Origin of the sequence: Shewanella litorisediminis (genome assembly GCF_016834455.1) — a bacterium.
GTDB lineage: Bacteria > Pseudomonadota > Gammaproteobacteria > Enterobacterales > Shewanellaceae > Shewanella > Shewanella litorisediminis.
The window spans coordinates 557,650-584,471 of sequence record NZ_CP069213.1 but is presented as its reverse complement, the minus strand read 5'-3'; the positions used below and the strand labels follow the sequence as shown (position 1 = coordinate 584,471).

The 26,822-nt window shown below is 53.4% G+C and carries 23 protein-coding genes and 1 tRNA gene; 11 read left to right on the top strand and 13 right to left on the bottom strand.

Annotated features, from left to right (window positions below; genetic code table 11):
• Window positions 1-98: 98 nt before the first annotated feature.
• Window positions 99-875 carry an AraC family transcriptional regulator gene (locus JQC75_RS02600; RefSeq protein ID WP_203325949.1) on the bottom strand — a complete coding sequence of 259 codons (777 nt, stop codon included), beginning with the start codon at window positions 873-875 and terminating at the stop codon, window positions 99-101.
• A gap of 99 nt (window positions 876-974) precedes the next feature.
• Here JQC75_RS02600 and JQC75_RS02595 point away from each other — a divergent pair, with 99 nt between their 5' ends.
• A complete protein-coding gene (locus JQC75_RS02595) occupies window positions 975-2,126 on the top strand; it encodes an MFS transporter (RefSeq protein WP_203325948.1) in 1,152 nt (383 codons plus the stop codon).
• On the opposite strand, the gene JQC75_RS02590 is transcribed toward JQC75_RS02595, so the two are convergent.
• The 3 genes from JQC75_RS02590 to JQC75_RS02580 form a co-directional block, all read right to left on the bottom strand.
• Window positions 2,095-3,231 carry a BamA/TamA family outer membrane protein gene (locus JQC75_RS02590; protein WP_203325947.1) on the bottom strand — a complete coding sequence of 379 codons (1,137 nt, stop codon included), beginning with the start codon at window positions 3,229-3,231 and terminating at the stop codon, window positions 2,095-2,097. The two genes, JQC75_RS02595 and JQC75_RS02590, sit on opposite strands and share 32 nt — an antisense overlap.
• Before the next feature lie 327 nt (window positions 3,232-3,558).
• Window positions 3,559-3,645 (bottom strand) — tRNA-Leu (locus JQC75_RS02585).
• Between the two features lie 135 nt (window positions 3,646-3,780).
• Window positions 3,781-5,337: a bacteriohemerythrin gene (locus JQC75_RS02580; protein ID WP_203325946.1), complete on the bottom strand. Its 1,557-nt coding sequence runs from the start codon at window positions 5,335-5,337 to the stop codon at window positions 3,781-3,783.
• A 245-nt stretch (window positions 5,338-5,582) separates the two neighbouring features.
• Here JQC75_RS02580 and JQC75_RS02575 point away from each other — a divergent pair, with 245 nt between their 5' ends.
• Window positions 5,583-5,711 carry a DUF3149 domain-containing protein gene (locus JQC75_RS02575; protein ID WP_011758669.1) on the top strand — a complete coding sequence of 43 codons (129 nt, stop codon included), beginning with the start codon at window positions 5,583-5,585 and terminating at the stop codon, window positions 5,709-5,711.
• 94 nt (window positions 5,712-5,805) lie between these two features.
• Here JQC75_RS02575 and JQC75_RS02570 read toward each other — a convergent pair whose 3' ends face one another.
• Window positions 5,806-6,426 carry a superinfection exclusion B family protein gene (locus tag JQC75_RS02570; RefSeq protein ID WP_203325945.1) on the bottom strand — a complete coding sequence of 207 codons (621 nt, stop codon included), beginning with the start codon at window positions 6,424-6,426 and terminating at the stop codon, window positions 5,806-5,808.
• Window positions 6,427-6,595: 169 nt separating this feature from the next.
• Here JQC75_RS02570 and JQC75_RS02565 point away from each other — a divergent pair, with 169 nt between their 5' ends.
• Complete coding sequence (locus JQC75_RS02565) at window positions 6,596-8,239, top strand: sensor histidine kinase (RefSeq protein WP_203325944.1); 1,644 nt, start codon at window positions 6,596-6,598, stop codon at window positions 8,237-8,239.
• Here JQC75_RS02565 and tcdA read toward each other — a convergent pair.
• Window positions 8,236-9,024 (bottom strand): tRNA cyclic N6-threonylcarbamoyladenosine(37) synthase TcdA, encoded by a 789-nt coding sequence (gene tcdA / locus JQC75_RS02560; RefSeq protein ID WP_203327100.1) that lies wholly within the window; start codon window positions 9,022-9,024, stop codon window positions 8,236-8,238. The two genes, JQC75_RS02565 and tcdA, sit on opposite strands and share 4 nt — an antisense overlap.
• Before the next feature lie 351 nt (window positions 9,025-9,375).
• On the opposite strand from tcdA, the gene JQC75_RS02555 reads away from it, so the two are divergent.
• Window positions 9,376-10,443, top strand: a complete 1,068-nt coding sequence (locus tag JQC75_RS02555; RefSeq protein ID WP_203325943.1) for a porin — start codon at window positions 9,376-9,378, stop codon at window positions 10,441-10,443.
• A gap of 386 nt (window positions 10,444-10,829) precedes the next feature.
• Window positions 10,830-11,915 (top strand): porin, encoded by a 1,086-nt coding sequence (locus JQC75_RS02550; protein WP_203325942.1) that lies wholly within the window; start codon window positions 10,830-10,832, stop codon window positions 11,913-11,915.
• Between the two features lie 124 nt (window positions 11,916-12,039).
• Here the strand turns inward: JQC75_RS02550 and JQC75_RS02545 are convergent, their stop codons facing one another.
• Together JQC75_RS02545 and JQC75_RS02540 are read right to left on the bottom strand one after the other, a co-directional pair.
• The gene (locus JQC75_RS02545; RefSeq protein ID WP_203325941.1) at window positions 12,040-12,696 is read right to left on the bottom strand and encodes a thiopurine S-methyltransferase; all 657 of its coding nucleotides are present in this window, start codon (window positions 12,694-12,696) and stop codon (window positions 12,040-12,042) included.
• 68 nt (window positions 12,697-12,764) lie between these two features.
• Window positions 12,765-13,109, bottom strand: coding sequence for a hypothetical protein (locus JQC75_RS02540; protein WP_203325940.1), 345 nt, complete (start codon window positions 13,107-13,109; stop codon window positions 12,765-12,767).
• 204 nt (window positions 13,110-13,313) lie between these two features.
• Between JQC75_RS02540 and JQC75_RS02535 the strand changes: the two genes are divergently transcribed.
• The gene (locus tag JQC75_RS02535; protein ID WP_203325939.1) at window positions 13,314-15,134 is read left to right on the top strand and encodes a protein kinase domain-containing protein; all 1,821 of its coding nucleotides are present in this window, start codon (window positions 13,314-13,316) and stop codon (window positions 15,132-15,134) included.
• Between the two features lie 38 nt (window positions 15,135-15,172).
• On the opposite strand, the gene JQC75_RS02530 is transcribed toward JQC75_RS02535, so the two are convergent.
• Window positions 15,173-15,766 (bottom strand): FxsA family protein, encoded by a 594-nt coding sequence (locus JQC75_RS02530; protein ID WP_203325938.1) that lies wholly within the window; start codon window positions 15,764-15,766, stop codon window positions 15,173-15,175.
• Between the two features lie 212 nt (window positions 15,767-15,978).
• Here JQC75_RS02530 and cutA point away from each other — a divergent pair, with 212 nt between their 5' ends.
• The 5 genes from cutA (at window position 15,979) to JQC75_RS02505 (ending at window position 22,286) form a co-directional block, all read left to right on the top strand.
• Window positions 15,979-16,311 carry a divalent-cation tolerance protein CutA gene (gene cutA, locus JQC75_RS02525; RefSeq protein WP_203325937.1) on the top strand — a complete coding sequence of 111 codons (333 nt, stop codon included), beginning with the start codon at window positions 15,979-15,981 and terminating at the stop codon, window positions 16,309-16,311.
• Window positions 16,308-18,134 (top strand): protein-disulfide reductase DsbD, encoded by a 1,827-nt coding sequence (locus JQC75_RS02520; RefSeq protein WP_203325936.1) that lies wholly within the window; start codon window positions 16,308-16,310, stop codon window positions 18,132-18,134. The genes cutA and JQC75_RS02520 overlap by 4 nt, the downstream gene beginning before the upstream one ends.
• Before the next feature lie 123 nt (window positions 18,135-18,257).
• On the top strand, window positions 18,258-19,865 hold the full coding sequence (locus JQC75_RS02515) for a cation:proton antiporter family protein (protein WP_203325935.1): 1,608 nt from the start codon (window positions 18,258-18,260) through the stop codon (window positions 19,863-19,865).
• A 151-nt stretch (window positions 19,866-20,016) separates the two neighbouring features.
• Entirely contained in the window at window positions 20,017-21,165 is a 1,149-nt protein-coding gene (galK, locus tag JQC75_RS02510) for a galactokinase (protein WP_203325934.1), read from the top strand.
• Between the two features lie 95 nt (window positions 21,166-21,260).
• Window positions 21,261-22,286 carry an aldose epimerase family protein gene (locus JQC75_RS02505; RefSeq protein ID WP_203325933.1) on the top strand — a complete coding sequence of 342 codons (1,026 nt, stop codon included), beginning with the start codon at window positions 21,261-21,263 and terminating at the stop codon, window positions 22,284-22,286.
• 166 nt (window positions 22,287-22,452) lie between these two features.
• Here the strand turns inward: JQC75_RS02505 and JQC75_RS02500 are convergent, their stop codons facing one another.
• From JQC75_RS02500 to ybaK, 4 genes are all read right to left on the bottom strand, one after another.
• Complete coding sequence (locus JQC75_RS02500; RefSeq protein WP_203325932.1) at window positions 22,453-22,875, bottom strand: hypothetical protein; 423 nt, start codon at window positions 22,873-22,875, stop codon at window positions 22,453-22,455.
• Window positions 22,876-23,122: 247 nt separating this feature from the next.
• Window positions 23,123-24,124: an NAD(P)H-quinone oxidoreductase gene (locus JQC75_RS02495; protein WP_203325931.1), complete on the bottom strand. Its 1,002-nt coding sequence runs from the start codon at window positions 24,122-24,124 to the stop codon at window positions 23,123-23,125.
• Window positions 24,125-24,361: 237 nt separating this feature from the next.
• Window positions 24,362-25,933, bottom strand: a complete 1,572-nt coding sequence (locus JQC75_RS02490) for a methyl-accepting chemotaxis protein (RefSeq protein ID WP_203325930.1) — start codon at window positions 25,931-25,933, stop codon at window positions 24,362-24,364.
• 199 nt (window positions 25,934-26,132) lie between these two features.
• Window positions 26,133-26,606 (bottom strand): Cys-tRNA(Pro) deacylase, encoded by a 474-nt coding sequence (gene ybaK / locus JQC75_RS02485; protein WP_203325929.1) that lies wholly within the window; start codon window positions 26,604-26,606, stop codon window positions 26,133-26,135.
• Window positions 26,607-26,822 lie beyond the last annotated feature (216 nt).

The window sequence follows — 26,822 nt, the reverse complement described above, 5'->3', positions numbered from 1 at the left end:
GATTAACCATGCGGCCATTGTGTTAAATAAGTCAGCTAAACAACCATATAAGCCAGAAGCTCAAAGGCTATAGTCCATCACATCCCCCCCACCATTTATCAGTATTTTGGCTGCAAATACTGCAGCGGCGTGGCCCCGGTATGCTGCTTGAAGAAGGCGATAAAGGCGCTGTCACTGGAGAAGCCCAGACGATAGGCGACATCATTGACCTGATGGTCGGTGGCCAGCAAGGCGATCGCCTGTTGTAGCCGCCACTGCTGGCGCCAGCTCTGATACGCCATGCCCGTCTGCCGGGTAAAGATACGGCTAATGGTCTTGCTACTGGCGCCTAACTGCTGCCCCAGCTCCTTGAGGGTCGGCACATCACAAGGGGCACGGTGCAAATCTGCCAACCAGGCTTGCAGGCGTCTGTCGCTTGGCAAAGGTAACGCCTGGTAACTCTCCTTGGCCTGTGCCAACTCCTCGAAGAATAGCTGATAGGTGTTCACCATAGCTGCCGCCGGTTTGTCCCAGGGCCAAAAGGCCATGCGCTCCACCAGCGCCTTTAACAAGGGGGTCACCTCAAGAATTTGAATACGATTAGCAATAGTCTGGGTCAGATGCGGGGCAAAGTAGACAGAGCGGTAATCGACCACCCGTTCCATCACCACACTGTGGCGGCACTCAGGCGGGATCCAGGCGGCACGGGTGGGCGGCAATACACAATGAAGGCCCTCCAGCGTGATGGTCATACACCCCTGAGGAGCATAGAGCAGCTGTGCCTTGGTGTGGCTATGCATGCCTGAATCGTGCTGACCGAGACGGGCGGCGATACCCACCACCTCGGCTTCCAGCGCTTCAAGGTTTATTAGGCTCGACTCATCGATAAATGCCATAAGTCCTTATTTCGATATTTTTTGTCTCAATCATATTATTTGGACTATAGCAAAGGCCGTTAGACTGCACACTCTTTTGATAACGGCGAATCATTAACCATGAAAGCGACTCCTTCGATCCCCTTGATGGTGATCCTGATGATGTTTCCCCAGATAGTGGAAACCCTCTACAGTCCGGCGCTGCCTCACATTGCCGCAGGTTTTGAAGTGCCACAGGCCATGGCGGGCCAGACGCTGTCTATCTATTTCCTGGCCTTCGCCCTAGGCGTGGTGTGTTGGGGCATATTGTGTGACCATCTGGGCAGGCGTACCGCTCTGTTACTCGGCCTGTTGCTCAATGGTATCGCGGCGTTTGCCGCCCTTTGGGTGCCCAGCTTTGACTGGCTACTGACAATGCGAGCCCTCAGCGCCTTCGGCGCGGCCGTGGGTTCTGTGGTCACTCAGACCATGCTCAGAGACAGTTTCGACGGCATCGCCCTGGCTAAGGTGTTCGCTTACATGGGGATAGGGATTGCCATTGGTCCGGTCATCGGCATGTCCGTTGGTGGCTTGCTGGCTGACTTGAGCGGATACCGGGCGGTATTTCTCACCCTGTGCCTCTTGGCCGTGCTGCTTTTTGGTATCTGCCTGCAACGCCTGCCTGAGACACGCCTGGATGGGCAGCTGCCCGGGTCAATCTGGTCACTGAGCAAGCGTATGGTTAAAGATGGCCATATTTGGCACTATGTGACATTGGTGGCGGGTTTTAATGTGTTGCTGTTTAGCTACTACCTGCAGGGGCCCTTCCTGTTTCAGCGCTTAGGGCTGAGTATGCAGGCATTTGGTTATAGCGGCGTGGTGTTGGCGCTAGGTACGCTGATTGGCAGTGCTGTCAACAAAGGCCTATTGCAGCGAGGCATGATGCCACAGCGCTTGCTGCAACTGGCTTGCCTGCTGGCCCTTACTGGTGCCATTGGGGTGTATTTCACCGAGACGCACCTAGGCTTTTTGTTGCCCATGGCCATCATCGTGGCCGCCTTTGGCATCGCAATTCCTAACCTGCTTAGCCAAGCCTTAGTCGACTATCGCGACCAGGCTGGCACCGCAGGAGCCCTGTTTGGCCTGCTCTACTATCTGCTAATCGCCTTGGGACTCGCATTAGTGAGCCTAACCGGGCAATTGGGCGGTTCGTTAGTGATCACCGCCCTGCTGCTTACCCTGGCCACTTTGTTGGGAAAGCTTAGAAGCCTGATCCCACTTGGAAGTAGATAGCGTTGTCGTCGCCGCTTCTCGCCAAATCGACACCCATGTGGATACCATAACGACGGGCAATCTGATAACGGAAACCCACGCCATAGGCATTTACCGAGTCTTGGTTTTCATAATTGCTGTCATTAGCCGTTTGGCCATAACCGTAGAAGCCAGAGACCGTCCATCTGTGGTCAAAGTGATACATCAACTGAGACTGCACAGTGGCGACCTGATCGCCTTGGTAACGAAACGCCGACACACCACGTAGGTTCACAAAGGGTTTCGCCGTTGGTGTCAGCTCGTTGTCATCACCATAGATGGCGTCATAGCTGGCCGCGGCGGCGAAGGTCCAATGCTCAGTGATCTGCACGTAAACCTCACCACTGACATTCAAGGTTTGGTAATTAATGTCAGAGCCGATAGCCTCATCGAACACCATATATTCACTCGATACGGTGAAACCCTTCTTGGGGAAGAACATGTTGTCGCGAGTATCATACTCGGCTACAAGTCCCAGACCCGAAGTTGTACTGCTATCACCTAAGCGATTTTTTAGAATCCAATCCACTAAGGCATCAGAAGAGGAGACGCTCGACTGGCTCCAGATCTGTTTAACCCCTAACATCAAGGGTGTTTTGGCTACCCTAAATTGCGCCTTTTGCAAGGCAAACACGGCTTGGGTCTCAGTATCAAATTGAATCGCATGCTCGGGGGGCAACAGGCCACCCAGGCGAGAGTAGATATCCAGGTTCGCATTGGCGACACCGGCAATACCCGTATACCGAATAGTATCTTGCAGCCAGGAATGACGATGACCGGCAAACGCAAGCCAGGTACCATTTTCGGTACCCGCAGCACCCACTAAAGTCATGGCCGCAGGCATAAGCTGGGCACCACCGTCGATAGATTCACGGGCCTTTTGCATACGACGAACTTTTTCCTCTTCGGTTTCATGCGGAAACATGCCCACCAAGCCACCACCCACGCCGACAGCGGGTTCGGTGATTAACATGGGGATCGGCAGAAAACCGTAAGCGTTTTCAGCTAAATAATGACCCAGATCTAACTGGCCATCTTGCTCATCGAATAAATCAGAAGCATCTGCAGACGTATTTACCGTGACCATTTCGCCGGAGTGATATGCAAAGCTGAGATAGCCAATTTAGGGTCAAAATCGAGGGCAAAGAGGTGCAGGAGTGTCTTGCAAAGAATGTTAAATTTGGAAGGACTGAAGGGTAGAAAAAGCAGAAACCGGAACCGTTTCCTGACCAAGGCGTAAGCGTGTAACACCTTATTTTAGGTACAAAAAAACCGACTTCATGTCGGCTTTAAGTATGGTACCAGAGGTCGGAGTGACGGGGCTGGCCATCCAGCCGACACGCTGCGGGTCAGTTTGCCTTTCCGAAGCCCAAACCCCAAAAACAAAAAAGCCAGCTTTCGCTGACTTTTAAGTTGGTACCAGAGGTCGGACTCGAACCGACACGCTTTTAAGGGCGGGGGATTTTGAATCCCCTGTGTCTACCAATTTCACCACTCTGGCACAAATTTTCTCATTATCAGGCTTGTAACCCGACAATGACGTTGGATTATACGCGGCCCCATTCTCTTGGCAAGCCCTTTCCCGCGCTTCCTGAAAGAAGGATGTTTCGATTGCACAAAAATACGACAGGCGGTGTTAATCCGCTCCTTTTGACAGCAAGAAACCAGCGTATTCCTTATCGCTGCCCTGGATATGGTTAATAAGCCAGGCCTTGAGAAACGCCATCAGCTCATCGGAGACGTTTTCACCCCGTCCAACACGGCGCTGGAAGTCGAGTACCTGACTGACCAACTGCTTATGCTCAGTTTCGTGGGCCTGAGTCTGTGGATAGCCGAAGCGGGCAAACAGCTCCTCTTCGTAACTGAAATGATTGGCCGTGTAATCCACCAGCCCCTGCACAATACGTTTGATAGCCGCCAAACCATATCCGTCGTTGATGGCACGATGCAGCTCATTAATCAGGGAAATGAGCCTTTGGTGTTGGCGATTAACTTCAGCCATGCCGATGTCAAGGGAAGGTCCCCAGCTGACAAATGCTTTCTCATGGCTTATCCGGCTCTTGTCCACATGGAACCGGTGCAGCAGTGAACCAATTTCCTGGGACATGTTGAAGAGTTTAAGGCTGGCCAAATTGTTGCGATTGGTGTTGGCGGCATTTTCAGCGGCCTGATGGGAGATAGAGGCAATAGACTCGTTGATTTGCTCGGCCACCTGCTGCTGATGCTCGGACGCGGCTGCGATTTGATGGCTCATCTGGGTGATGTCGCTGACCTGCGCCACTATCACAGTCAGCGCTTCGCTGGCCTCACTCACCAGCCCACGGGTCTCCTCCGCCAGCGCCACCGAGGCATGCATCACGGCCACCCCATTGCGACTGCCCGCCTGCAGTGCCTGTATTTGCTGCTGGATTTCCACTGTCGCCTCTGAGGTACGCTTTGCCAGATTGCGCACTTCATCCGCCACCACAGCAAAGCCCCGGCCATGCTCACCGGCCCTGGCACTCTCAATAGCCGCATTCAGGGCCAGCAGGTTGGTTTGCTCTGCAACCTGCGAGATGGTGTCGATAATGCTGCTGATGCTGGCGGCATCCTGCGCCAGTTGCTCTATCACGATTTCGCTCTGACTGATTTGCTCGGCCATGGAGTTGATGCGACCAACGGCCTGAGTCACCAGGCGACCACCATGCTCGGCACGGCCCATGGTGTCATCGACCGATGCCGCCACACGTGCAGCACTGGCCGAAATATCCTGCACCGTGTGAACCATTTGCGCCATTGAGGCTGCCGCCTCCTCGGTACGCTGTTCCTGAGAGGCCACACCCAAGGCTGCAAGTTCACTGACAGACTTTAGCTCTCTGGCAACCTGATTCATCGACTCACTGGTATCCGAAAGCGCCGCGACAGTTCTGGTGACATCTTCACTCATGCGCTGCAACCCTTTGGAGACCTGCGCATAATTATCACCGACGAGTTCATCAAACCTTTGTGTTAAATCGCCGTCGGCAAGGTTTGCTACCTTGGCTTCCAAACCCGCCAGGGCTTTGGCCTGCCCCACAAGGCCTGCGCCAATCATAACGGCAGCAAGGAGTAATATCATGGCTTCAAGCCAGCGGGATTCGGCTCCCAGCAGCACCAGTACAACCAACAGCAACAGCCAGCCCAGTCGTTGGAACATCTTGTTTTCAAACAGCATCGGCATCCCTCAAATTACCCACTCAAATACCCCAAAAGAGGGGCACTCAGGTGGTTTATCTGTTCATCCCAAAAGCAAGTATGGCTCAGCCTCTCAAAATTGAGCAAAAGTTGATTCACATCAAATTATTAACACTTGTTTTTCATGGCGCTAATCAATAGGGAGCTTTATTGATCAAGATCAGGAAAGCCGGGTGAACTGAGAGTTACCTTAAATCCGACTTCACGGAAAAGAGGATTTCAATCATGGCGTTTTGGCTGGATTTGATGTTTGGTAACCCGATAGGGTTAATGTCAATGATAGTAATCTTCACCACTTTAGGGATCATTTCCTACATCATGTGGATGCTGTTTGTGAAGTCTGCGAAGCCTTAGTTTTTGCTTTCAATGTTCTTAACTGTGCATGTTTCAAGAGTGAATTAGGGGGCCGAATGGCCCCCCTTTTTTATGTCTGTATTTTAGTCTGGCTTCAGGCTGCACGCTGAGGCGGTTTGCGGTGCGATACCACATTCCCCACAAAGCCAGGGCGTGCCTTTATCAGGTTTTGCATATCTTCCTGACTCAACTCCCCATTGGGCAACCTCAGCACATTTCGGTTCAGGTGCTCTCTCGCCAGCATGCTTATCTTGTAATCGGCCGTTGAACCCTGGATGGCATAGTGCTTCACATTCCCGAGGCACTCGAGAATATTGGTGTCCACCAGGCTGCGAACCGCCAACTCTTCCACTGGCAGCGTCAAAATGGTTTTTCCCTGTAAAAAGAACTCTCTGAGCAACGCACGCTCCGCTGGATCGAGCAATTTAACTTTGTGCTCAATCACTTCTTTTTTCCGTTTTGTCCCAAGGTAACTGATGGCTTCGTCCAATAAAAAATTAGCCAACAGAGAAGCAAAAAAAGCACAGGCAATGATCAGTCCAAGGCCAATCAAGGCCGACTCTTGTGTTGCCCATTGGTCAAGATGCAAAGCGGCCAGCCAGGATTGCGGCGCAAACTTCATCGCCAGGGTCGCAATCAGCAACCAGAGCATGCTTTTAAACCCCAAGGCTTTCAGTGATTCCACACCCGGGAAACTCCATTCAGGCACCTTCATCGCACACCTCTTCCGTCAGAAAATTGAACTTCTGCCCATATCAAGCAAGTTGAATGCCAGACTTAACAGATATGTCAATTTGTACTCAGGTTGCAGAATTTCAGCGCTTTTTTATTAGTCAAACTATGCTTATACATAATCAAAAGCAGGTCAGGATTAAATAGAAAGCATGCTGGGTTTTTCTCGTCAGGCGGTGAGCAGCAAAATCGGTCGCAGGCTGATGATTTCGATCGTGCTGTTCAGCTCGCTGATCACCCTCATCACCACCGGCTATCAGCTGTTTAATGACTATAACGGCGATCTTAACCGTATCGATCGCGCCTTCTCCAACATCGAGAAAGTCAATCTCGATGTACTGGCGGCGAGTATCTGGGTGATAGATGAGCGGCTTATCAATACTCAGTTGGAAGGGCTTATTCAGCTGCCCGATATTACCTATATCTCCATCGACGACGACAGCGGCCAACACTGGAGCCGCGGCGCCCCCATCGACAAGAACTTTATCGAAAAGGTGTTTTCCCTGAACTACAGTTCCGGCAGCGAAAGCATCTCTGTGGGTAAACTCACCATTCAGGCCGACTTGAATGCCGTGTACGAACGCATTTATGACAAGGCAATAATCATACTGCTCTCCAACGCCATTAAAACCTTTTTGGTGGCGGGTATGATTCTTATCCTGGTGTGGCTCAACATTACCCGCCATCTCAATACCCTGGCAGCCTACTGTCAGGACATCAGCGTCGAGCATGAGTATCAGCCGCTGACGTTTCAAAAGCGGGGAGCCCAGAACGAATTCGATCAGGTCGCACTGGCGATAAACGAAATGCAGGAGCAGCTGCATCGCTCATTCGGTGCCTTGAAAAAGTCCAAGTCAGACTTACAACACGCGCTGGAAGACAGGGAACGACTGCTGGAACTGGAGCGATCGTACAAGGAAGAACTCGCCAAGCAGGTCAAAGAGCGCACCATGGAACTGGAACAGTCGCTGCTGATCCTCAAGCGAGCTCAAGAGGCGCTGGTGGAGCAGGAAAAAATGGCTGCCCTCGGCGGTTTGGTGTCTGGTGTAGCCCATGAAATCAATACCCCAATCGGGATTTGTCTCACAGCCGCCAGCACCCAGCTGGCCCACATTGATGAGCTCATTAACCTCATCCACAGTGAAGAGGCCACCCTGGAGGAAATCAACGCTATCCTCGAAGAATATCAACAAAGCTGTGAACTCATCGTCAGCAACATCACCCGCGCAAGCAACCTCATCCAGAAGTTCAAAACCATTGCGGCGGAGAACAGCCATGAGGCACATGAGCAAATTCCCGTTGCTCAGCTCTGCCGGGACATTCATGACTCGACGCAACTCATCTATGCGCCCACAGTGGCCAACATGGAACTGGATATTGCCGATGAACTGCAAGTGGAGACAAACTACAGTCTGCTTAACCAGATACTGAGTAACCTGATGTCCAACATCTATGCCCATGCCTTTGCACAGGGACGTGAAAACCAGTTCAGGGTCGAGGCGTACCTGGAAAACCGTCGCCTTGTGATGCGTCTTGAGGATAACGGGCCCGGGATCTCGCCTCAGGTTGCCGAGCACATGTTTGAGCCCTTTTATACCACCACCCGTGCCAGGGGCGGCACTGGACTGGGTTTGTCGGCGGCATTCAACGCGGCTACCCTGCTTAAAGGCAGCGTGCGTTACGAAGGAAAATCCACCCTGGGAGGCGCCTGCTTTGTCCTCAGCATTCCGGTAAAACGGGATGACAATCCACAGGCCAGCGATTCAGTGAGAGATGGCTATCAATTCCATATCTAGGCTTTTTGCTTAAGCCACATCAATACCCGGCTCACAGCCATAAAACCAAAGGTACCTGTGACCACAGTTACTGCACCAAAGCCTGAAGCACAGTCCATCCGCATACTGCCACCCTCGGCAGGCTTGGTGGCACAGACCTCACCATCCTGCCCCGGATAAGTCAGCGCTTCTGTGGAAAACACCGCTTCGATGGCAAATTTTCGTTCGAGATTACGGGAGAAATTGTACTCACGGCGCAAAATATTACGCACCTTGGCAAGCAGGGGGTCCTGAATGGTGCGGGAAAGATCAGCCACCTGAATTTTAGTGGGGTCTACTTGTCCGCCGGCGCCGCCGACAGTGATGATGCGAATCTTATTGCGTTTACACCAGGCAATAAGTGCCGCCTTGGGCTTCACCGCATCGATACAGTCAACCACATAGTCAATGCCAGCCCCAGGGCCCAGGTATAGGGCAAGGTTGTCGGGGGTGATAAAGTCTTCCAACTCCTGAATTTGGCATTCAGGGTTAATGGCGCGAATACGCTCTGCCATCACCGCCACCTTGGACTGACCTATGGTATCGGCCATGGCGTGAATTTGGCGGTTGGTGTTGGTTACACACACATCATCCAAATCCATCAGGCTAATATGCCCAATACCGCTGCGAGCGAGGGATTCTGCCACCCAGGTGCCAACGCCACCTATGCCTATTACCAGCACATGGGCCTGCTGAAAACGCACCAGCGCCTTCTGACCATAGAGTCTGCCAATACCACTAAATCGGTCCAGATAGGACTGTGTCAGCTGCTGTTCCACCTGTGGATCCCCATGCCGTAAAAAACGCCGCATTCTAGCCTAAAGTACCGCCTCCCGAAAGCATGGGAAGCTTTTGGCCAGTCTGATACAAATCAGGCCTTGTGTGCCTGACATGTTAGCACTGTCAGTTTCAGGTTCCAGAAGATAAACCCCAGGGTTACAACCAAGGCAAAAACCTGTTTTATCAAAGTAAAACAAAAGGATAGATAACGCAGCCTTTTAGCGGAACGTGATGCCCATCACACTTCATATTTGAGGTGGCTGCCACACTGCTGGCGCATTCAAATCCGGGGCGAACCCCCTGCGCCCCCTTGTTTCGTCAGTCCTGAGGAATCCGCTATGAAAAAATCCCTTATCGCATCGGCCGTAGCCACGGGTGCCGCCCTGTCTTCTTTCGCCACCCTGGCCGACGGCCCGATGTTTTATGGCCGTGTTGATCTTGCAGCCACCAATTCCAACACAGGTTACGCCACCCAAAATCAAAAAGACGGCACCGTATTTGAAAACAATTTCTCCTGGCTGGGGGTAAAAGGCAGCGAACAGCTCAGCCAAAACATCGCCCTGATCTATCAAATGGAGTTTGGGGTAAACAACTTCGACAACTCAGGTGACACTTTCACTGCCCGTAACACCTTCGTGGGTTTACAAACTCAGGCGGGTACCGCCCTGATTGGCCGTAATGACACCGTCTTCAAGCAGTCTGAAGGGGGCTTTGACCTCTTTGGCAATACCAATGCCGATATCGACCTGCTGGCGGCGGGGCAAAGCCGTCTGGGTGACAGCATTACCTACTATTCTCCCAAATTCGCTGACCTCATCACCCTGAATGCCACCTACGTGATGGAAGACAACTATGAAAAAGGCAGCTGGTTCAACCCCGGCGAGGGCGACGAATGGAGCGGTAACAACTATGCCCTGTCAGCCACCTTGGGTGACAAATCGCTGAAGGCTCAAAACTACTATGTGGCAGCCGCCTATAACGATGGCCTGGATGGTATCCAAGCCTACCGCGGTGTGGCGCAGGTAAAATTCGGTGACCTGAGACTGGGTGCACTTTATCAAAACTCAGAACATGTGGCAGACAAATACCGCAATCTCGAAGGTGACACCTGGTTTATCAACGCCGGTTACACATTAGGCAACACTACGATTAAAGCAATGTATGGTCAGGATGATTCGGGCCTGGGCAAGTATGTAGGCCGAATTGTGGGTGATTCGGAAAGTAACCTGGAACAGGTCGAGAATGTCGACTTGAAGCAATACACCCTGGGTGCCGATCACCGTCTGAGCAAAAATACCCTGGTTTATGGCCATTTCACCCGATTTGATGGGGATATGCTGCTCGGCGGCACCAGGGTATCCCTGGACGACGATGTCATCACCCTGGGTCTGCGGGTGGATTTCTAAGCAGTTGATAAAACTACCCATAAAAAGCGGCCTGCGGGCCGCTTTTTAATGCAAAAAATTTGTCACTTTTATTGCAGTTATATGCATCACTGCTAAAGTTAGTCCAAATTTGCCGAAGATATTTACCTATTTAGAGGTGAAAATCGCTGTGTTTTTGCTCGATTTACCGTAAAAAAGCCATCAAGAACGGATTCAGTCACAAAAATGTCTTAAATCCCTCCTGTGCGGCCTGAAAGTTTGATCCACTCCACAACTTGCAATCGGTAAACCTGTAAAAATCATCGGCAACTTTGTTATCAGGCTGGATGTCTGTAACAAACCAGAGAAAAAACAACTCAATAACCATAAAAATGGAACAGAACTTCGGTTCTAGGGAGCATGTAAACATGAAGAAGACCCTTATCTCTGCATCTGTCGTATCGGTAATGGCCCTGGCATCATTCGGCGCGCTGGCCGAAGGTCCTCAGTTCTATGGCCGTCTTGATTTGTCAGTCACCAACACCGACGTGGGTACCACACTGCAGTCTGGTACCAAAGGCGTTAACACCAACGACTATGCCAATGAGAACAACTCTGGCACCTACATTGAAAACAACTTCTCCTGGTTGGGCGTAAAAGGTACCGAGAACATCACTTCTGGTATCGATATCGTTTACCAAATGGAGTTTCAGGTAGAGAACACCTCCGGTTCAGGTGATACCTTCAAGCCACGTAACTCATACCTGGGTATCAAAACCAGTGCCGGTACTGTACTGGTAGGTCGTAACGACACAGTATTCAAGCAATCTGAAGGCGGTGTAGACCTGTTTGGTAACACCAACGCGGATATCGACCGTCTGGTTGCAGCACAAACCCGCAGCGCCGATGGTATCTGGTACTACTCTCCAGTCATCGCTGATCTGGTTACCCTGAACGCCACCTACCTGATGGAAGACAACAACGGCGGCGACGACTCTCAGTATGCGCTGTCTGTCACCGTGGGTGACAAGGGCCTGAAGAAGCACAACTTCTACCTTGCCGGTGCCTACAACAAGGGTATCAGCAACGTAGATGCATACCGCGCCGTTGCTCAGGTAAAACTGGGTGATTTCAAAGTGGGCGGTCTGTTCCAGAACACCGAGAAAGTGGACAGCGGTAACGACAACAACACTTACTTCGTGAACGTGGCGTACAACCTGGGCGGCGTAAACCTCAAAGCCGAATATGGCTACGATGAAAGCGGCGAGGGCAAGTACTATGGTAACGCTGTTAAGTACACCGAACTAGTTGATGGTAAAGTTGTAAACAAGAAACTGTCTGGTTCTGACATCGAAGTAACCAACATCATCTTGGGTGCCGACTACCGCGTAGCCAAGTCCACCCTGTTGCTCGCTCACTACGCCATGTATGAAGGCAGCCACGTAGTTGCTGGCCAGCGTGTTGACCTGCAAGATGACAACGTGTTCACCGTGGGTGTACGTTACGACTTCTAAGCCAAGGCTTAGTCAAACCGGCAGGCCAGGTTTAAAACTCCCGGCCACCGGGAAGGCACAAAAAAGCGACCCCTTGGGTCGCTTTTTTTATGGCTGTATTAATCAGGTCTACCGACCCGCCGGACTACTTACGCACCAACAGGTAAGCCGCTTCACTGAGCCAGGGCACGTCCTTCTTTACAAAGCGGGGGTTATCCGCAAGCACGTCCTGACTCTCAAGCGCCGTGACCTCAAAATATGCCCCGATGAACTCTTGCACCCAATCGGGAGACACCGCAAAGGGTGGGCCCATCAGGGCTTCCTGGGGGTAGTCGAGGGTAATGAGCAATCCCGGAGTACCTGCTGGGATTAAGGCGGCGAGCTTACGCACATAATCGATACGCATCTCGGCTGGCCAGGCGATAAGGGCTGCGCGATCGTAAAAACCACTGCATCCGGCAAGCAGAGCACTGTCCAGCGTAAAGAAATCCCCCTCGACCAGGGTTATCCCCTGTGCACTGTGAAGTACGTGCTCACCCAGGGTGCTGCTTTGCGCCTTTGCACCTGCGGCTTCAAAAAACTGGCTGACGGCCAGGGCCGACAGTTCGCTGCCAATGACCTCGTGTCCCTGGGCGGCGATAAATTCCATGTCGAGGGATTTGCCGCACAGGGGGACAAACACCTTGCCTTTGCCATCAAGCTTCAGGCTTTCCCAGTGTTTGACCAAGAATGGGTTGATATCCGATTGATGAAATCCAATCTGTTGTGACTGCCACTTGTCGTGCCAGAATCCGGGCTCCATGGCCATCCCCTTTGACGAAAAAAGACGCCTTACTCTAGCGGCAAAGTCGGGGGGATGCAAAGCCGGTTTCAGGGCGTATTCAGGGCCTCATTCACCTGACGTAACCAGACGCAGTTCTCACACTGGCACTTACGCCGGGTCAGGTGATAGGGCGACAAATTGGAGTCAACAAAGTCCACTGCCACCAGCAGCTGCTGCCTCAGATCTTCTTCACTCTTCTGTTCCAGGGATACCAATTCGTCGTTGTGATTCATCCACACGCATTCCATCCCCTGATGGCAATAGATACAGCGCTCGTCGACACTGTTATAAAACCCTGCATGTGGGCAGTGTCTGAGTTCCATCGACTGAATGATACGCTTGCGAGCAAAGTCATACAGTTCAATTAGTTGTTGTTTCTTATGGGCGTTCATCCTGCCCTCCTCAATCGCCGCCAGCCTGCGGTTAAGCAAAGTATAAATTGATAAAAACACCTTAGCCTGTGCTGTCTGCGCCGGAGTTGATTTGCATCAAAATGGAGGGCAAAAAACTTGGGTAGGCAGCCGCTAAATACCTTGCCTGCACGCGGCGGATATGGCTTTAATGGTGGATTGATATCAGTGCCGGGGATCCCGTTTTTGTCCGCCCAAACGCCACAGCTGCAACACTTCTATATTTCTGAAGAACAATCCATCTACCTGCTCAAGGCCGACGACGCCCGCAAACACAAGGCGTGGGTGCGTTTATGTAAACAGCAGCTGTCCAAACTGGGTTACAGGGATATAGAGTTTATTGGCAAGGGCGCTTATGGCTTTGTGTTTGCAGGCGTCAACGAGGCCGGCGAAGCCCATGTATTTAAATTTTCACGCATCACCCTGCCCCAGCAAATTCAGGACAGGCTCGAAGAAGAAGCCTTTATGCTGTCCCACTGTCGCCACCCCAATGTGCCGCCGCTGGTCAAATTTGAGCGGGTCGGCAAACAGGGTATCTTGGTGATGGCTAGGGCGCCGGGAGAAGAGCTCGAACAACTGTGTCGCCGCCGCGGCGCGCTGCCCATCCCCACAATCATGAGCATTGCACGCCAGCTGGCAGATTTGCTTGTGTATCTTCGCACCGGTAGGCCGCTGGTTCACGGCGATATCAAGCCTTCCAACCTGGTTTACGATGAAGCCACTGGCCATTTGTCGCTGATTGACTGGGGTTCGGCGGTATTTGCCCAGCGGGATGAGCAGGGGCGGCCGGTGGAAGAACATGTGATGAACCTGCTCTCCAGCGACCAGCAGCATACCAATGCCCGCATGGGGGATGTGTACTTTATTGGGGACGAGCAGCTCAGTGGCGCCCTCTCCAGCCCCCGATTCGACGAGCAAGGTGTGGCCGCAACCCTGTATGCCCTGGCGTCGGGACAAGCCAGCCGCTTTGGTTCGAAGGTGATCCCGCCCACCAGCATTGGCCTGCCGATGGAGCTTGCCCGCACCCTGGAAGCCATGCTCAGTGACGATGCCGGCACCCGTAACCGGGGCGGCGACTATTTCCTTCGCAGCATGCGCCACAGCCATCGGTTACTGTTACCCGATATCCCCCGCCCCGAAGCCATGGCCGAGATCCCGGTATGGGTACAAAACCGCGGTAAAGAGGTGGATACCGTGAGCTACAGCTCGCGTAAATCCTTCTTACGGGAGCACAATGCAGATGACCCCATTGCCAGGGTCGATGACGTGCAACTGGACAAGTATTACCGCAATTTTCTCGCCGGCATGGGGGATACAGAGAAGGGCTTTATCGCCGCAGTGGGCAGATTGGGACAGTACCCCATCGTGGGCGGACTCGCTATCCATTGGCAACAGGACGGCGTCTTTATCGACTCCAACCTGGCACTGCACGACGCCGCTCTCAAGCAGGCATTGGTGCAGGCGGTCAATAACATGGTCACCCTGGCCCGTGGCATTGGTCGCCTCGGCACCTTCAAGGCCTGCTTTTTCAATGCGAGGGACACACTGCACATCAGCCGGGATACTGCCAGCGGCACCTTTGTGGCAAGCCCCGCTCAGCAGCTGCCCTTTGAAGTGGGCGATGTGCCCATGTTGGAAGACAAGTCTCGTCTCCACTCGTACTTTGAGGATGGCAAAGACCCGGATGAAAATCTGGAGCTGCCTGCCGAAATCATGACTGAGCTTGGCTGGCTAAATCAGATCCACCACACTGGCTGCATCATCTTTGAAGCCCTTGGCGATCATCTAAAGATCCACAGTTATTTAAAACTGCTTAACCCTCGCAAACAGGCGGCTTTTCGCGCCAGCCTCGACCGGATCTTGCACCACGTAGATAAAATACACGGCAACGGGGTATCGGGTTTTATGAAGTTGCCATACAAGAACACCCGCAGGTTTGCCAAAATCAGCACCAAACCCGAGGCCTTTTACCCGAAAGATCCAAGACAACGCCAATCAGAAAACTGATCCTGCCGCCACAAGCGGCAGGGTGGCGGTCTTGCAGGTCAGCTCCTGGGCTTATTAGGGTCTGATTTGGACGCCTCATCCTCACTCGCCGGTTCTTTGGGCTGCTCCAACTGATGGTTTTTCGCACTGGGGTCGTCTTTGCGTTCGAAGTCGCCATCAAAGGTATTTCTCCCCTCGCGATTGAAGGGATCATTGCCAAAAGGCCCCTGGCCAAAAGGGCCTTGGTTAAAAGGGCCTTGACCAAAATTGGCACCAAAACCGCCCTTGCCGACAACTCTCAGTTGCAAGCGCTTCAGCAGCAAGGCTGCCAGCGGTTTACGGGTGACAGGCGTCAGCAGCAGCAAACCAATAAAGTCGGTCACAAAGCCCGGAATAAGCAACAAGAGTCCGGCCATCGCCAACATCATGCCTTCCAGTAACTCGGAGGTGGGCGCCTCGCCCCGGGCCATTTTTTGCTGTGCCTGCATCAGGGTAGATAATCCCTGACTGCGAACCAGAGAGACTCCCACCACTGCGGTAAAGAGCACCAGTGCCACTGTAGTCAGGCTACCGAGCACTTCGCCAACACGGATAAGCACCGAAAGCTCGACCACGGGGATCAGAATAAAAATCAGGATAAAAGCAAAAAACATGGCGGCCTCGCGTGCAGTGGGTTGCAAGATAAATGGGGGCTGTCCGGTCAAATTTCAAGAGTAATGGCTGGAGTTGAGGGCAGAAACAACCCGTATCACTATTTCAGCTTTCTCTTAATGCAAGAGTAAGACAAAACACGTAAAGTGTTTGCCAACCTGAGCTTAAGGCTAACTTAGCAGCCTTAAGGGAGTTTTAAACCTTGGGAGAGATCATGGCACAGTCCATGGATGACTACATCCTGGTTATGACCACCTGCCCCTCAGAGGATGTCTGCCTTGCCATCGCCAAACGTCTGGTGAGTGACGGCCTTGCTGCCTGTGTGCAGCAGGGCGGCCCCGTGACCTCGGTTTACCATTGGCAGGGAAAACTCTGTGAAGACAGGGAATATCCCTTATTCATCAAAACCCGGCGGGCACTGTATGCCAAGGTGGAACGGGCGATTTCTGAGCTGCATCCCTATGAGTTGCCGGAGATTATCGCGACGCCCGTAACCGAGGCCCTGCCCGGCTATTTGAACTGGATAAACGACAATACACAATCATGAAAAAAATCATCACCCTGCTGTTTAGCTGTCTGCTTTTATTGGCGCCATCGACCCATGCCAATGATATTTTTGGCAACAAGTTTGATTTCCTTAAGGGCGAGCCCGAGCTGATGCCCGTGCATGAGGCCTTTGTGTTTGATGCGGTGCAGGACGGAAACCGCCTGCGGTTGTCCTTTGTGATTGCCGACGGCTATTACCTGTACCGGGACAAACTCAAGTTTGAGGCCGACAATGCCTCTCTGGGCGAAGTTGCGCTTCCCCCGGGCAAGCTGCACAACGACGAATATTTTGGCGAGCAGCAGGTGTTTTACAGCTATGTGGAGTTCACCGTTGCCCTGAAGGAAGCCCTGGAACAGGGCACGCTGACAGTCACCTTCATGGGCTGCGCCGAAGGCAAACTCTGCTTCCCACCCACCAAGGTCAGTAAGCAACTCAATGCCGTAGCGCCAAACGATGGCAAACTGTCGGACGAAACCGCAGGCTCGGTAGCCACAGGTTCAGTGTCAACCTCCTCTCCTTCGACATCAGCACCGCTGACCCAACAAGATAGCCTGGCAAAGATGCTGACCGACGGGAGCCTCGGTTGGACCTTGCTGATTTTCTTCGGTTTGGGCATTGGTCTGGCGCTCACGCCCTGTGTATTCCCCATGTACCCTATTCTGTCGGGCATTATCGTCGGCCAGGGTGAAAAGCTGTCTACCGGACGCGCCTTTACCCTGTCCATGGCCTATGTGCAGGGTATGGCCATTACCTACTCGCTGCTGGGTCTGGTGGTGGCATCTGCCGGGATGAAGTATCAGGCCGCGTTGCAGCACCCCGCCGTATTGATTGGCCTGGCGATACTGTTCTTCGTCCTCAGTTTGTCCATGTTTGGTCTGTATGACCTCAAACTGCCGTCCTCCTGGCAGGAAAAGATGAATGGCCTGTCCAACAGCCAGAAAGGCGGCAACCTTACCGGCGTCTTTATCATGGGGGTGATTTCCGGTCTGGTGGCCTCTCCCTGCACCACAGCCCCCTTGTCGGGTGCACTGGTTTATGTGGCGCAAAGTGGCGACCTGCTGATGGGCTTTGCCGCCCTGTACGTACTCAGTATGGGCATGGGTCTGCCACTGCTGCTGATGGGGACTTCCGGCGGTAAATTGCTGCCCCGCGCAGGTGCCTGGATGGAAATCATCAAGACTATCTTCGGCTTCCTGCTGATTGCCGTGTCTGTGATGATGATTGGCCGGATCTGGCCTGGCATGGTGTCTGACTTGCTGTGGGCGCTGTGGGGTGTGGCGCTGGCGGGCTACCTGCTGCATCAAAACAAGAAAACCGAATTCAACTGGAAACAAACCGTGCGCACGGTGCTGCTGATGTTGGGGCTGCTGGCGGCGTTCTCCTATGGCTTCCAGGCTGTGATGGGTGGTTTGGGCTACCAGATGCCCACCAACAAGGCACAGCAAGCCGTGAAAGGGGTTGAGTTCAAACGCATCAAGTCAGTGGAAGATCTCAATGCTGAGCTTGCCATCGCCCGCTTTGAAGGCAAGTTTGTGATGCTGGATCTCTATGCCGATTGGTGTGTGGCCTGTAAGGAATTTGAGCACATTACCTTCCCCGACCCGGAAGTGAAAAAGCGCCTGGATAACATGGTGCTGCTTCAGGCCGATGTGACCAAGTCAGACGCCATCGACGTGACCTTGCTGGAAACCTATGATGTGCTGGGCTTGCCTACCCTGCTTTTGTTCGATCCCCAGAGTGGCCTGCGCGATGACCTGAGGGTAACCGGCTTTATGGGGCCGAAAGACTTTGCGGCGCACCTGGACCTGTTGCAAGTGCATTAATCCCCGCTTTCCCTTATAACTAAAGGCAAAGATTTCTCTGAAATCTTTGCCTTTTTCATCTCATATTAAATAAAGTCCGCTAAGATACCTGATTTATAGCTGAATTATCTTTTAAGGAGTTTCATGGAGCCGGCCATTCTCGTCATCACCCTCGCTTGCGGCCTCTTGGTCAACCGCGTCGGTTTGCCGCCATTGATAGGATATCTGGCCGCTGGCTTTGTGCTCTTTATGTTTGGCATTGAAGAGTCCAGTTTGCCCATGCTGCAGCAGTTTGCCGATCTCGGTGTAACCCTGCTGCTGTTTGCCATTGGCCTGAAACTGGATATTCGCAGCCTGTTCAAGGCCGAAGTCTGGGCCGGAGCCAGCCTGCATCTGGTGGGTACTATGCTGTTTTTGGTGCCCGTGCTAAAGCTGCTCGGCATTATGGGCCTGAGCCAACTCACCGATTTGGGCCTCAATCAACTGTCGCTGCTTGCCTTTGCCCTGAGCTTTTCATCCACGGTATTTGCGGTGAAGGTGCTTGAAGACAAAGGGGATATGCAAACCCTCTACGGCCGTGTCGCCATCGGTATCCTCATCATGCAGGACATCTTTGCCGTAGGCTTCCTGACGGTGTCCAAAGGGGAATGGCCCTCTATCTGGGCATTGGCATTGCTGCTACTGCCAATTGCCAGACCGCTGATTTACCGCGCCTTTGACCGTGTTGGCCACGGCGAGCTGTTGGTCCTCTTCGGCCTGGTGATGGCGCTGGTGCTGGGAGCCTGGCTCTTTGAAGCCGTGGGGCTCAAGCCCGATTTGGGCGCCCTGATTATCGGCGTGTTGCTGGCAGGCCACCCCAAGGCATCGGAACTTGCCAAATCCCTGTTTTATTTTAAAGAACTCTTCCTCGTTGCCTTCTTCCTTACCATTGGTCTCAATGGGCTGCCAAGCCTGGAAGATGTGGCGCTGGCCGGGATTTTGGTGGCACTCGTCCCCTTCAAGGTCGCACTCTTTGTGGTGCTGCTGACCCGCTTTAAACTGCGCTCCCGCACCTCTATGCTGGCCTCGTTCAACCTGGGCAACTACAGCGAGTTTGGTCTGATTGTTGCGGCCGTGGCGGCTTCAAAGGGCTGGCTGCCTTCCCAGTGGCTCATCATTATCGCCGTGGCGCTGAGTTTCAGCTTTCTGCTGGCCGCGCCCCTCAACAATATGGTGGGCAAAATTTACCAGCGATATCAGCAGCCACTCAGGCGTATGGAGCGCCCCCCCTTACATCCGGAAGACAGACCCATTCCCATCGGTAACCCCCGCTTTTTGATTTTAGGTATGGGCCGTATTGGTTCAGGTGCCTACGATGAACTGAAACTCCGATTCGACGGGGAGATCCTTGGCATTGAGCACAAACAGGAACTGGTCGACTTCCACCGTGTCCAGGGACGTAACGTGGTACAGGGCGATGCATCGGATACCGATTTCTGGGAAAAGCTCGACAGAGCCCCCAACCTGGAGCTGGTATTGCTGGCCATGCCCCACCACGCGGGTAACCTGTTTGCGATAGAGCAGCTGAAGAAACAAAATTATCAAGGCAAGATCAGCGCGATTGTCCAGTATGCCGAACACACTGACTCCCTCAAAGAAAGCGGCGTGGATAGTGTCTATAACCTGTACGAATCTGCAGGTGCCGGTTTTGTGGAACACGTCGCCACAGAGCTGATGCCCGCAGACGGTGAATTGGCGCAGGCCAGAAGCTGATTTTAAACGCCGCGAATTCGCGGCGTTTTTGTTTGTTCGCTTCCCGCAAAAATCTCGGTTTTCCGGCTTTTTAAGACGTGGTATAACTCAGGGAAGCCGCCTTGCAGTGCGGCACTACAGAATAACCCGGTTATCAATGGGATCAGTGAGCATGTCGAACCCTGCGCAGCGCGCCACCAAGCTGTTTGTCCAAACTTTCGGGACCAAGGCCGATGCCTATTATCAGGCTCCGGGTCGTGTGAATATCATTGGAGAACACACAGACTATAACGATGGGTTTGTTCTGCCGGCAGCCATTAATTTTCATACGGTTATCGCGGTCAAAAAGCGCGATGATGACCGCTTTCGGGTGATCACTGAGGCCTTTCCCGGAGAACTCAGGGAATGGCGTTTCGGCGAAGAAGGCGAAGTCACCGCTGGCGGTGACTGGGTCAATTACCTCAAAAGCTTCACACAGGCCGTGGGCCATGCGGGACTTAAAGCCAAAGGGCTTGACCTGGCGGTGGTCAGCAGCATTCCCATGGGGGCAGGGTTCTCGTCTTCCGGCGCCCTGGAAATTGCCTTTGGTACAGCCCTGAATGACACCTGTCAGCTCCATCTTTCCCCCATGGCCATCGCCCAACTGGCACAGCGCGGCGAGAGCCGTTTCCACGGCAGTACCTGCGGCGTGATGGACCATATGACCAGCGCCCTGGCCGAGGCAGACTCCGCTCTACTGATTGACTGTCTGGATCTGGATGTGGAAGCCGTGCTTATTCCCGATAACTTAAGCCTTATCATCGTGCATTCGCCACTGGATCCCAAGCTGCTGGAAGAGGCCTATAAGGCCCGGGCAGATGAGTGCCGTGATGCCGCCGAATTTTTCGGACTCGACTCCCTGCGGGATCTGGAGCTGGATGAACTCAAGGCTGCCAGCGACGTGCTGGATGAAACCCTCTATAAGCGCGCCCGCCATGTGATAAGCGAAAACCTGCGCACCCAGAGTGCCGGCCGGGCACTGAAACGCGGCGATGTCGCCAGGCTGTCAGAACTGATGGCACTTTCCCACGCCTCGCTGCGGGATGACTTTGAACTCATGGTTCCGGAAATAGAGACCCTGGTACAAATCATGGCTCAGGCCATTGGTGACCGCGGCGGGGTACGCATGACCGATGGCTGCAGCATCGTTGCGCTGGTCGAGCATGATTTAACCGACGCCGTGATACACGCGGTGGAATCGGAATATCCTGCCAGGACGGGACTTGAGCCTGTGCTGTACATGTGCGCACCCAGCGCAGGCGCAGGGCGTATCGACGGCTGAGCTGTTCAGCCTAAACATACGAATGCAGTCGCTGTTTCATGCCTGGGCTATCGTTTATAGTGCATTGACTTTTATACAGATAAGGCAATCTATTCATGGTGCGTCACTCAGTGCTGGACTCCTGGAAGGATCCCAGGGGCGGAGAAGTTGAACGGGTCCGATTGGATAACGGCCTGCTGGCCATAGAAGTACTGAGTCTGGGCGGTATTATTCGCTCACTCTGGGCTCCCGACCGGCACGGAGAGCGCGCCAATCTGGTACTTGGCTGCGACAGTGTCGAAGACTATCTCACCCAGAATGCCCATCTTGGCGCCATTGCCGGCCGCTATGCCAACCGTATTGCCCATGGCAAATTGCGCTTTGAGGATGAAGACTTCCAACTGGATGTGAATCAGGCAACGAATTGTCTGCATGGCGGCCGTGAAGGCTTCAATCGCAAGCAATGGACCCTGGGATTACTGCCAGACGGGGTGCGCCTGAGCCTTCGCAGTCCCGATGGTGACATGGGTTTTCCGGGCAATTGTTCGGTGCAGCTGGATTACCGGCTTGCGGGCAACAACCTCTATGTGGAAATCATGGCGATGACCGACAAGCCCTGTCCGGTCAACCTGACCCAGCACAGCTACTTTAACCTCGATGGCCGCGCCGATTGCCTCGATCACACAGTGACCATGCACGCCAACACGTTTCTGCGATGCAATGAGGCAGGGATACCTACGGGCCGTGAGTCTGCTGCCGGTACCCCACTGGCGCTGCAGGCTACCCGTCTTGGTGACCGGGTAGAACACCCGGACTTAGCCGCCACCCGCGGTTTTGACCATTGTTTTGTTGTCGACAAGGCGGTGGATGAAGTGGTGTTGGCAGCCGAACTTCACAGTCCGCATTCTGGCAGACTGCTCAAGCTCTATACCAATCAACCGGGCGTACAGCTCTATGGGGCTAATTTTCTCGGTGGCGAACGGGGCCGTCAGGGCAAAATTTATCAATCCTATCAGGGCGTTTGCCTTGAGCCTCAACTGTTACCGGATGCGCCGAATCAACCCGATTTGGGCAAAGCCTGGTTAATGCCGGGGGAGATTTATCATCATATCAGCCGTTACCAGTTCGATGTGACAGACTGAACCTGGTTACCAAGCGCCATATGCACAGCGCAGCAAGGTCTGGCCAACAATGCAAACGTACTGAAATGAGTAAAAAACGCGGGATACTGCTGCGTGGGGCATACCGCTAAAGCGGCAACAGCGCCAGGTCGGCCAATGGGCCGACCTGATTGCTGCCCCGATGGGGTTAGTCGTCGAAATCGTCTGCCCAGTCGTCGCCGAAATCGTCGCTGCTACTGCTGCCACCGGCACTCAAGTCTTCATACTCAGGCTCAGCATCGGCTTTCGCCTTGCGGGAAGAGGCTGGTGCATCCTTGATATTGCTCAAGTTGATACGTGCGTGGTGCTTTTCCATAAAGGACGCACGAGCGGCTTTCCATTCACCGCTGAAATTGCTCTCAGCAGCCTTGAGCCCTGCCTCATCAAGCTCATGCAAGTTGGGCTTAACGATGTCTTCAACGTACTCAATAATGGCTTTGCGCTCGGTGTTATAGAGATAAACACGTCCTGCAGAAGCTTCAGGCAACTGATTGTCGTGAATGACGATGGAAGTTCCGCGAGCAGTTTTCAACACTCCCCACCAAACCTGTTTCTTCGCCGTGTTATACATATATGCCAATACCTTTTAATCAACACATACACTAGGAATTTACGGTTGTTTGAATTCGCGGGGAAGCACACCATCCCAGCAAAAAAATCGACCGAATAACTCGGACGCTTCAAGTTGGGTATTCTTACAGAATCTTTCCGAGAATCAATGCCAAATTAAGCGATTTTTTTGTGATATTTAGATTAATTTCAACCTGTTTTTTTCATTTTTCCGTTTAATCTCGACTTTAGTCGAAAATTTCGCCATATCAAGCAATTCCGTTAAGGCTGAGCACCAGCTTTCCCTGGTGGGATTTTGCCTCCATGATACTGTGTGCCTTTACCACCTCATTGAGCGGATATATACCAAAAAGGGGTAACCGGCATTGGCCGGAGTCGAGCAAAGGCCACACCTCCTCTTTAAGCTGCTGGGCGATGGCCGCTTTGGCCTCGATACTCTGGGGTCTTAAGGTCGACCCCGTCCACAGGATACGTTTGCTCATGATGCGAAACACATCCACCTCGGCCTTGGCGCCGGCCTGCATGGCCACAGAAACCATGCGGCCATCATCGGCCAGCATTTTAAGGTTGTTATTGACCATGGGGCCGCCGGCCATGTCCAGCACCACGTCCACCCCGCGCCCGTCGGTGGCGGCAAGCACCTTGTCCACCAGCGCCTCATCGCGGTAGTCAAAGGCCATATCGGCTCCGAGATTCAAACAATAATCCCGCTTTTCCGCACTGCCAGAGGTCACCAGTACCCGCGCTCCAAAGGCCTTGGCCAGCAGAATTGCCGTGGAGCCTATGCCTCCGCTGCCGCCCTGAACCAGAAAGGTCTCTCCGGCCTTAAGGCCACCGCGCATGAAAAGATTACCCCATACAGTAAAGAAGGTTTCTGGCAGGCCTGCGGCCTCTTCAAGGGACATAGTTAACGGTATGGGCAAACAGTGCTGCGCCGGGGTCACCACCAGCTCTGCATAGCCACCACCGGGCACCAGGGCGCACACCTTGTCCCCCACTTTTGGCCAGCTGACATCGGGGGCGACCCCAACCACCTCGCCGGATACTTCCAACCCCAAAATCGGTGAGGCACCGGGTGGTGGGGGATAAAGCCCTTTACGCTGCGCCAAATCCGGCCCGTTAACGCCGGCGGCAGCGACCCGAATCAGCACCTCACCAGCCTTGGGAGAGGGGGCCGTGCCTTGCACCAGTTTCATGACTTCGGGGCTTCCGGGGGCATCAAACATAACGTGGGTATGGAACAAGGTCATAAGGGCAAATTCCGGAGACTGGGAAAGTTGCCCCAAGCATAGCAGTTTCCATCAAGGCGCCAAGACCAAACTTAACAGGGACTTGCGCCATACAAACACAACACGGCCTTGACCGGTCCCACAGGGAAACGTCAGTCGCTTCAAGGATTCAGGTCTTTGGGAGCCCTGTCCAAAGCATAAAAAGGCCCGCGATTGCGGGCCTTTTTATGACAATAATGCGCTTAACATGGGTGAGGCCTAGCTTCGGCCGCTTACGCTTTTTTGCCAAAACTGCTTGGATAGGCCACTGGTTTTACTTGAAAGTCGTGACATGCGGGCACCCAGTTGCTCGGCCTCCCGGGATTGACTGAGCACGGCTTCAGCCAGCTCATTGATGGTTTGCAGCGAGTCGCTGATACTGCCTGCCGCACTGGACTGCTCTGTCATGGCATGGGCACTGTGGTCTGAAAGGGATTTAATGGTGTTGATGGCACTATCCAGCGCCCCAAAAGCCTGTTGCACCTGCTCAAGTCTTGCGGCCAGATTCTTGAGCTGCTGCTGACTGTTATCCAGATTGGCTTCAGCCCTCGCTGTACTGGACTGGAATTTACGCACTATGCCTTCTATCTGGCCGGTCGACTCGCCAGTGCGACCCGAGAGCTGCCGCACTTCATCGGCCACCACCGCAAAGCCTCGGCCAGACTCTCCGGCACGGGCCGCTTCAATGGCCGCGTTGAGGGCAAGCAGATTGGTTTGCTCGGCAATGGTGCCTATCACTTCCAGTACCTGATTGATGGCCTGACTGTCGCTGGCAATTTCACGCACAACCTCATCGCAAAGGCTCATCTGCTGCTGCAACTGCTGCATGGCCACCTCAACTTCGGCCAGCTGTTGCTGTCCAAGGCCCATGGCACTCTGGCACTGTTCCACATCGTTTGCCACCGCCAGTGTATGCTCTTTCACTTCGGCAAAACTTACGTGCAATTCTTCCACCGCAGCGGCGGCCTGCTGGGTTTGCTGACGCTGACCATCGGCCCGCTCTGCACTGCGGGCAATGGCATCGAGCAGCTCATTGCTCTGGTTTGCCATGGTTGCCGTGGAGTCAGCCATCCGCCCCATTACGCCACCGGTTTCATTGGTCATAAAGCGCATAGCGAGCATAAGGTCGCCAATTTCGTCGCGCCGACCTGTGTAAACCGCTCTGGCCACGGGATCCTGAATAATACCGCGAGCCTCACTGGCAAGTTCTCGTAGCGGCGCCAATAAGCCACGACACCCCAACAGAGCGATGGGCAACAGCGGTAACATCAACCAGAAAGACCATTGGGCGGCAAGGGCCGACAATCCGAGCATCAAAGCTGTCCACAGCATGAGTTTGGCACTCACGCCCAAGCGGCTATCTTTCAGTGCCGTGGGCTCTTCACCTTTGACCAACTCAGCATATAAGGACTCGGCGCGCTCCCTGTGTTTGGCGTTAACCTTGCGGCGTACCGACTGATATTCATGGACTTCGCCATCTTCATACACAGGGGTGACATAGGCATCGACCCAGTAATAATCCCCGTTCTTGCAGCGGTTTTTCACCAACCCCATCCAGGGACGCCCTTCGCGAATTCGGCTCCAGAGCATCTTGAACGCCGCAGGCGGCATCTCAGGGTGACGAATGAGATTGTGGGGTTCGTTCACCAGTTCCTCTTCCCGGAAACCGGCAATCTGACAGAAGTCCTGATTGACGTACTTGATACGCCCCTTCAGATCGGTGGTGGAAAGAATGATGGCCTCGTTGTCGAGCTCCACTTCCCTGAGGGTGACGGGTTGGTTGTTGCGCATTTTTCATTCTTGTTGGCCAATTGATGCGCATGATTTTGACCTTTTAACGACTGTATTAATTTGATTCAGTGCAAAGAAAGTCGCTATCGAGTGCCTGTTTATTGATCTGCTGCACATTTGCAACAAACAAAAAGCACCAGTCAAACCATATATAAATATTCATTTAAATACAGATATTTAAAACAAATTCAGCACATTATTAGCCAGCTATTGCGACAAAAACCCCCCGGCAAAGCCCGGCCAAACTGGGGGGCGCGATGGCGATCTCAAGCCCCCTTCGACCAGCGCTCACATGCATCTGCTTCAAAGACTCGGCACTGGCATCTATGAGTGTTGGCAGGGGCTTTTTCTGCCCCAAAGGGCTTATCCCCCCTACCAGGTAACCACTGGAGCGCTCGGCCGCAGCAGGGTTTGCCATCACCAACTTCTTTTGTCCCAAGGCTTTGGCAGCCAGTTTGAGGTTCAGTTGCTGCGCCACCGGAACCAGTGCCACCGCTATAGGGGCAGACTTTTCGTCCAGCGCCACCATCAGGGTTTTAAAGACCAATTCGGGCGCAAGCCCCAGTTTATCGGCGGCTTCCATACCGTAGGACGGAGCGCGGCTATCATGCTCATATTCAAGCACTTCAAAGGGGATCCCGGCCTTTTCGGCCTGTTTAATCGCTGGAGTCATGGGCATAACCGGTTGGGTATTTTCCCCAGTGTGCCAGTCTCATTTGGGAGGGTAAATCGGACATGGAAATAAAGTTTATCAATGCGTGCCAATACCTTGGACACAAACATGCTGTGTGACGCCGAGCACGGTTCACTGAGGGTGATTGAAACAATAGTTATCCTGGTAGCCAGGTTTAAGTAAGCCGTGGCTACTCGTACGCTCAGCCCTGTAGTT

Bases quoted from the DNA above. Each gene is read 5' to 3' on its own strand.
- JQC75_RS02505 (WP_203325933.1), top strand. From the start codon at position 21,261: ATGGTGCGTCACTCAGTGCTGGACTCCTGGAAGGATCCCAGGGGCGGA.
- JQC75_RS02515 (WP_203325935.1), top strand. From the start codon at position 18,258: ATGGAGCCGGCCATTCTCGTCATCACCCTCGCTTGCGGCCTCTTGGTC.
- galK (WP_203325934.1), top strand. From the start codon at position 20,017: ATGTCGAACCCTGCGCAGCGCGCCACCAAGCTGTTTGTCCAAACTTTC.
- JQC75_RS02490 (WP_203325930.1), bottom strand. From the start codon at position 25,933: ATGCGCAACAACCAACCCGTCACCCTCAGGGAAGTGGAGCTCGACAAC.
- JQC75_RS02565 (WP_203325944.1), top strand. From the start codon at position 6,596: ATGCTGGGTTTTTCTCGTCAGGCGGTGAGCAGCAAAATCGGTCGCAGG.
- JQC75_RS02540 (WP_203325940.1), bottom strand. From the start codon at position 13,109: ATGAACGCCCATAAGAAACAACAACTAATTGAACTGTATGACTTTGCT.
- JQC75_RS02595 (WP_203325948.1), top strand. From the start codon at position 975: ATGAAAGCGACTCCTTCGATCCCCTTGATGGTGATCCTGATGATGTTT.
- JQC75_RS02545 (WP_203325941.1), bottom strand. From the start codon at position 12,696: ATGGAGCCCGGATTCTGGCACGACAAGTGGCAGTCACAACAGATTGGA.
- JQC75_RS02520 (WP_203325936.1), top strand. From the start codon at position 16,308: ATGAAAAAAATCATCACCCTGCTGTTTAGCTGTCTGCTTTTATTGGCG.
- JQC75_RS02575 (WP_011758669.1), top strand. From the start codon at position 5,583: ATGGCGTTTTGGCTGGATTTGATGTTTGGTAACCCGATAGGGTTAATG.
- JQC75_RS02590 (WP_203325947.1), bottom strand. From the start codon at position 3,231: ATGGTCACGGTAAATACGTCTGCAGATGCTTCTGATTTATTCGATGAG.
- JQC75_RS02500 (WP_203325932.1), bottom strand. From the start codon at position 22,875: ATGTATAACACGGCGAAGAAACAGGTTTGGTGGGGAGTGTTGAAAACT.
- JQC75_RS02550 (WP_203325942.1), top strand. From the start codon at position 10,830: ATGAAGAAGACCCTTATCTCTGCATCTGTCGTATCGGTAATGGCCCTG.
- JQC75_RS02570 (WP_203325945.1), bottom strand. From the start codon at position 6,426: ATGAAGGTGCCTGAATGGAGTTTCCCGGGTGTGGAATCACTGAAAGCC.
- JQC75_RS02530 (WP_203325938.1), bottom strand. From the start codon at position 15,766: ATGTTTTTTGCTTTTATCCTGATTTTTATTCTGATCCCCGTGGTCGAG.
- JQC75_RS02555 (WP_203325943.1), top strand. From the start codon at position 9,376: ATGAAAAAATCCCTTATCGCATCGGCCGTAGCCACGGGTGCCGCCCTG.
- cutA (WP_203325937.1), top strand. From the start codon at position 15,979: ATGGCACAGTCCATGGATGACTACATCCTGGTTATGACCACCTGCCCC.
- ybaK (WP_203325929.1), bottom strand. From the start codon at position 26,606: ATGACTCCAGCGATTAAACAGGCCGAAAAGGCCGGGATCCCCTTTGAA.
- JQC75_RS02580 (WP_203325946.1), bottom strand. From the start codon at position 5,337: ATGCTGTTTGAAAACAAGATGTTCCAACGACTGGGCTGGCTGTTGCTG.
- JQC75_RS02600 (WP_203325949.1), bottom strand. From the start codon at position 875: ATGGCATTTATCGATGAGTCGAGCCTAATAAACCTTGAAGCGCTGGAA.
- JQC75_RS02495 (WP_203325931.1), bottom strand. From the start codon at position 24,124: ATGACCTTGTTCCATACCCACGTTATGTTTGATGCCCCCGGAAGCCCC.